General features: G+C 30.5%; 1 protein-coding gene. It reads left to right on the top strand.

The window, feature by feature from the left end; genetic code table 11:
* Window positions 1-2,721 precede the first annotated feature (2,721 nt).
* Complete coding sequence (locus DMG62_23730; protein ID PYY20343.1) at window positions 2,722-3,057, top strand: hypothetical protein; 336 nt, start codon at window positions 2,722-2,724, stop codon at window positions 3,055-3,057.
* Window positions 3,058-6,951 lie beyond the last annotated feature (3,894 nt).

The following is a 6,951-nucleotide window of genomic DNA, read 5'->3' as shown; positions in this document are numbered from 1 at the left end:
ATCGTCACAAAACCACTTTGTCACGAGATAAATAGATATGACTTGGTTACGATTTACGTAACCGCATAGTCAGTTGTTCATTAAAATGCATTGATAACATATCTACACATATCTACGTGTTAACCAATCAAATATTTACTTTTCAAAGTTCAGTTTCTTATAAGGAAATATGGTCGAGAAAAATGTGTGCTGCGCTTCTAGGGTTACCAAAAAACTTTATTTACTCGCTAATTATGTTAAATCTATTTAAAATTTAATATTGTTTTAAAATCTATATAACAACGATAAGGTTAAAGGATGGGATTCGATCGCATTGCGTTAGAGGATGGGATCTGATAATAGTCCATTTTCTGCATGTTAACGCCAAATTTAAGGAGAATTGACATTTTAAAAATATTTATATTAATTTCGTTCTCAAAATTTTGTATTTTTGACATATTTGACAATAATTTTTTTAAAAAAAATTTGAGTCTTTAAATAAAAGTTTATCCATTCATGAGCTTCCGATTTTGGATTTAAGTTTGTTTGATAATAAATTCTTTAAAAATATGTGACAGTATACTGTATAACTGCAATTGATTATAAATAATTAAAATAGGTTAAATTATTTATTACTAATTTTAAAATGATTAAACAATAAACAAAAGTAAAACGAATTTAACTAAAAACGTGTTAAAATCGTAATTCGTACATAGTAAATTTCTAAATCTGCGTGAGATGCTGTTTATTTAAAGTAAATTTAAAAAACAAATATGGTGGATCGAGAACCGTCTGGTATAGGGATGTTAAAAAAGTTCAGTTCAGTTCGGTCCTAGGACTTCCAGAACTCCAGTTCTATAGGACTGAGTTCTAGAACTGAGACTGGTTCTTCAGAACCGGTTCTGAACTCAGTTCTAGAACTCAGTCCTATAGAACTGGTTCCCGACTCAAATTGGAACATAACCATTAGACATTAGTATCAAATCATAATAATACTGATTTGTGATTTGATTCAAATAAAAACAATTCTCTATAGAACCAGTTCGGAACCGCAGTTCTTAAGACCAGTTCAGAACTGCAGTTCTTAATTTCAATAGGACCGCAGTTCCTAGTTTAATAGAACTGCAGGTTCTAATAAGAACTGAACTGAACTTTAAGAACCAGTTCGAACCTGCTAAGATGGAACTTTTTAACATCCCTAGTGAGAACGATACTATCCTTTTATCCCTTTATAGTAATGCATAAGAGCATATAACGATATTTTAGGTTAAGCAAAAAATTATTTAGCTTGTTAAAATTATCTATAATGCGGGCATGAATTAGATTTTGGCCTATATTAGATCATTATATGCGGTCAATTAGAGGTTAGCCAATCAATGGATTTCAATCTATTTATTGTATAAAGTCACGTGAACCAAAATCGTGTTAAAAAGCCTGACTGAGAAGGCCAACATCCTTGTACTGTCGTACTTCTTGTACTATATAACGGCCATATTGCGGACAAACTCACGAATGTAATAAATATGAATAATTACGAAGGTTATTTTAATTACAAAACTAATAGAAATGAATTTAATTTTTCTTTTGAAGAATATGTTGTCTGGAATCTTTATAATGGAAAATTCCAAAAGCTGTATTCTGTCCAAAAAAAGCAGATTCTTTGTTCATTCAATAATCTGTATTCTAAATATTCAAAAAAAAATGCACCTAAATTAGAGCAGGTAAAGTAATTTTTTAATTTTCATATCACATTCATAAAAAGATAAAAAGGATGTTATTTAAAAATTTTATAACGATTTTACTTGTGGGATTTTTTATTAATCTCTGGAGATCATGTGTTATCTTGCTCGAGAGAGCATATTGTTCTTTAGAGGTTTCGCATTATCTTGTTTGAGAGATTAGAGCTTGTGGGATTTTTTATTAATCTCTAGAGATCATGTGTTATCTTGCTCGAGAGAGCATATTGTTCTTTAGAGGTTTCGCATTATCTTGTTTGAGAGATTAGAGCTTGTGGGATTTTTTATTAATCTCTAGAGATCATGCGTTATTTTGCTTGAGAGAGCATATTGTTCTTTAGAGGTTTCGCATTATCTTGTTTGAGAGATTATTATTTTTATGATTAGAGATCTTCTTAAGTAATTCTTATTAATCTCAAGAGATTTTGCTTAATCTTGCCCGAGAGATCATATCTTTAGAGGTTACGCATTATCTTGTATGAGAGATTCTTTGTAATTTCTTGAGATTAAATTACTGATTTTAATGTAAACAAATTTATTTTAAATTTTTAAGAGTTTTCGTATTAAACAATTACTTTATTGCAGAGCGACAAGGATTCGGCAAATTTATATTTTGAATTATTGGACAAGTCTAACGAAGATTATAGATTAAATCATGCTTTATCTTATGTTCTTATGGAAAAAATTCGAACATACAGATGGATAGATATGGATTATTTAGCTGATGTGAACGTTAATAAAACAATACACAATTTTTCGAAGGTTGGTGTTATTTTTATTTGCATGCATTCAAAATAATTTAATTTTACTAAATAATTTTATAATTGGTTTTTATTAGCTATCTAATCACCAAATCAAAGTGATATCAACAATCGCAAAGAATGTTTCTTCTCTTAATTTAGTTGGAGATGATCCTATTTTATCTGGAATAATTGATTCTGATCACATCAGGCTACATCATCCAATAATTGATAGAAATGTTAATGAGGATGATTGGAAGGAATTTTTGAAAATCGATTTAAATGACAAAGTTTTCCCTTATGATGAACAGCGCGTAAAAAGATGGATTGATAAAGCCAAGAAGGATCATACTGACTCAGATTTAAAACGGTCAATTAAATCATTAATCAGAGATTTTTCATACATATGGGTAAATAGCTATTACCAGAAAAGATCAATTTTAATCAATGAATCAACATTTACTCATGACATTCTTGCTCCTATTTTAAAATTTATTGCGCCAAGTTATTTTAAGAGATGGACTCAAGCACAAAGCTTGTCCGCAAGAGATAGAGGCATCCTAATCCTGATCAACATATTGTTGATGATAACGCTAAGTTAGCTAAATTAGGTAAAGACTCGTTGGATAGGAATAGCAGAACTTATGGCGATTTGGTATTATTATTTCACTTGCATGCTGAGTATATACGAGTATATGCGATGGATTATCAATTTCATCCTGTAGTTAGAAAGATTCCGTTGGATTTAATTCAGATTCCTTTTTTTCTAACGATCCAAGTTTTAAATTGATAAATTTTGTTAAGGTATTATTCAAATATTGATGTATATTAGAGGGTATGTGGAAAAAATATCAATCAATTAACGTCAGAAATCTCAAACGAACTGACGTTGAGTTTAGAACTTTCAATTCACCAAAAAAAAAAACTAAAAATGATTAATAACAAATAAAACTATGAATTTTCTACGTAGTAAATATTTTGGCGTTCTCACCTCATTCATAATAAGCGATGTGAACTCTGATTCATCAGGTTATTTTTCGATTTTTAATAGCTTAAAAAGAATATTTATATCAATACTGGTATTTTATTATTACGAAATTAAAGCAAATGCGTAGATAATTTACTTATATATTATTCGACCAAGTGTCCTATTTGCAATAAAAGGTGTAAGAAATTAAAGGTTGAGGTTGTTCGTTAAGGCATTAAAACTAATTTCTGTATAACCTGATTTGGATGACCTACGACGATCATTATTTTAGGATTTTCGAAAATCTCCACTGCGAAAATAATAGCGAAAAATAGATTTTTGTCAGCTGATTTTGGTATTACAAATAATCGGAGAGTTTCATATGATCAAAGAAATTTTTAATCAAACAATGTGCCGTTTGACTGATTACATAACCTCAAGTACATCGAACAAAATCTACCGCTATAGATTACGAACGTACAAGCGACTTTAAGACACAAGCAACCGGATTACAAAAGGCAGGAAAATGCTCGAACTTTAGCCAGGTAGGTAGATGAGCTTAACCTAGCCGGAGTCTCCCACTGCAAGTGTATGTATAAGTAAATTGGCTCTTCGATGGTGCTGGAGTCCTCATTCTTTAGATCCATCGCAAGATTGCGAGATCATGCGTGCGAGGTCGTGAACTACGAAATAGAATTAATTAATATCTTAATAGTAACAATAACGATAATAATAACTTAATTAATTTAATAAAAATAAAAATAATAAGCGATTTGGGTATGGGAGAAGCCTTCGAGCTTAGTTTAGACCTGACCCTATTCCGAGGATGACGATTCCCCATGTATATGAAGTTTAAGAAACTTCGAGAAATTTGTATAAAATTAAAAAAAAAATAATACTTAGCTTTTATGTTTACATTATGTCGTTAAATTCGTAAAAAACTATCTATTAAAAAAAAAATAAGCAAAAAAAAGAGAGAAAGAAAGAGAGAGAGAGAGAGAGAATTAGCAATCATGTCAATTAAACGACATTTATATAAATACAACTCTGATTATGTAACACGCATCAATTAAATTTTAATGTGATAAATTTTGTTGTGTTACATATTTAAGATGATATATTAAATATAACGATAAACTTTTACTGCGCGATATACAACTAGCCAATGAGAATTTAGACCTTGTTACGTAAAATTTTACGATAATTTTTGATTGTATTACGTAACATTTGTTTCTCTCTCCAAAACTTTTTTTTCTGTTGTTTCTTTGATAAGATGAATGAATTGTCCTTGAAACTGATTTTTTAAATACTTTTATAATTCTCATTTCTAATCGATCCAGGAAAAATTGAATGAGAAAAAAACGTTGAAAGGTGAATGTCAAGAATCCTGGAGATGTCACTTGTGCCTTAAATGAGAAGATAAAATAATTTCTAATCAATCCTAATGTCGTCCTTGTCACGCGATCGATTTAGCGCGTGACAAAGAAAATGATTTTTAAATCGTTGATTACGTAAGACCCACGTAATAAAATTTCTTTTTATTTTTCATAAAATACTAAATATTGCAATTGTTAAAGAAAAATTATAAAAGAATGACGTTTACATATAACGATAAAGTAACGGGTCGGGTTTGTTGATCGCTAAAATTTGGAAAATTTTAAAGGAAATGTTTGAAAGAACATTTTGAGAGGACTCATCATCAATAAGGCCTTTTAAGCGTATTAACAAACTTAAAAAAATATTCCTTACCTGCTTCCTTTACGTTCTTTCAAAGCGACAATAGCATCTGTAAGTCAATTTATTAGTAACAAATAAAGTTTCTGTTTTAGTGAAAAAAATGGTAAATTGATCACGATAACGATAATAAATAATTATGCACGTGACTTATCGTTTATCGTTATCATATCACATCATATTACATCATCATATTACATCATGCTTTTATATTTAATTTCGGTTTTGTTGATACGTGTAATTTTTTTATCTCTCTCTCTCTCTTTCCTTTGTATATAGAAAATTTTTCATGTATAGAAAAAATCATGTATTTAGATAGTTTTTTACGAATTTAACGACATAACGTAAACATAAAAGCTAAGTATTCTTTTTTTTATTTTATTTTATCGTTGTTTTTATAATTTTATACAAATTTCTAGATATTAATTAATTCTATTTCGTAGTTCACGACTCGCACGAAAGCACGATCTGATAGTTTTACGAATTTAAAGACATAACGTAAACATAAAAGCTAAGTATTATTTTTTTTATAATTTTGTACAAATTTCTCGAAGTTTCTTAAACTTCATATACACGGGGAATCGTCATCCTCGGAATAGGGTCGGGTCTAAACTAAGCTCGAAGACTTCCCCCATACCCAAATCGCTTACTATTTTTATTTTTAGAAAATGCGATAAAATCTAAATTTGTAGTTGCCCTATAATGTATAAAGGGTGAATACCGCACCCGGGCGAACGTCGTTTAACGATAAAATTTAGATTTGTAGTTGCCCTATAATGTATAAAGGGTGAATATCGCACCCGGGCGAATGTCGTGTTTTTTTTTGTCTTTATAATAAGTATTTTATTATTTTGTTCTTTACTAAGAAGAATACTCCTTTTTTGTCCTTTTTTGTTTTGTTTTGTTTTGTGAAGATTACGAATATTCAAGACCTCCTTCATTCAAGACTACAAGGAGCACGATCTCGATTTTCTTTCGATGGATCCTTTTCCCGGCTAAAAAGTCTCCGAAGGTTAAGCTCGTCTACCTACCTGGCTAAAGTTCGAGCATTTTCCTACCTCTTGTAATCCTGTTGCTTGTGTCTTAAGACGCTTGTCCATGGCTTAGTACGTTCGTAATCTATAGCGGTAGATTTCGTTCGATGTACTTGAGGTTATGTAACTGGTCAAACACTCGTTATCGCTAGAGATTGTGCGACCTGTCATGAATACCTTACACTTTTGTGTGAGATGAATGCTCCCGACCCAGGAGACGGTGCAAATAATGGGTAGAGGTCTTTTGAATCTCGGGGTCATAGCTTCGGCGAAATTCCCCGCTTCGGCAAAAATTCACGGTTACACATTTTCCGTAAAAAAGGGAGGTCATAGCTTCGGCGAAATTCCTCGCTTCAGCAAAAATTCACGGTTACCATTTTCCTTTAAAAAGGGAGGTCATAGCTTCGGCAAAATTCCTCGTTTCGGCAAAAATTCACGTTACCATTTTTCGTTAAAAGGGATAGATAGTTACTTATATATACACATTACACATTAATTACAATATATCATGTGAGAGAGAGAGAGAGATTTAGCTAGATAGTAGATTTAAAATTAATAAATTTTTATTTAATAAATATGAAAAAAATGAGAAATTAATATTTAATTAAAATAATAATAAAACAAAATTTATTGGTATTTTAAACAGTTTTAAACAGTAATTAATTTTTAATAAAAACAACATATTCAAGAAGCAGGAAAAAAAAGCAGATGCTCGTTTTAGGGATCGTTGAAAGCAACGCGAGACGTCGAGACGATGATGC

Source organism: Acidobacteriota bacterium (assembly GCA_003225175.1).
Lineage (GTDB): Bacteria > Acidobacteriota > Terriglobia > Terriglobales > Acidobacteriaceae > Gp1-AA112.
The sequence above is the reverse complement of the archived record's forward strand: the minus strand, read 5'-3'. Positions and strand labels throughout refer to the sequence as shown.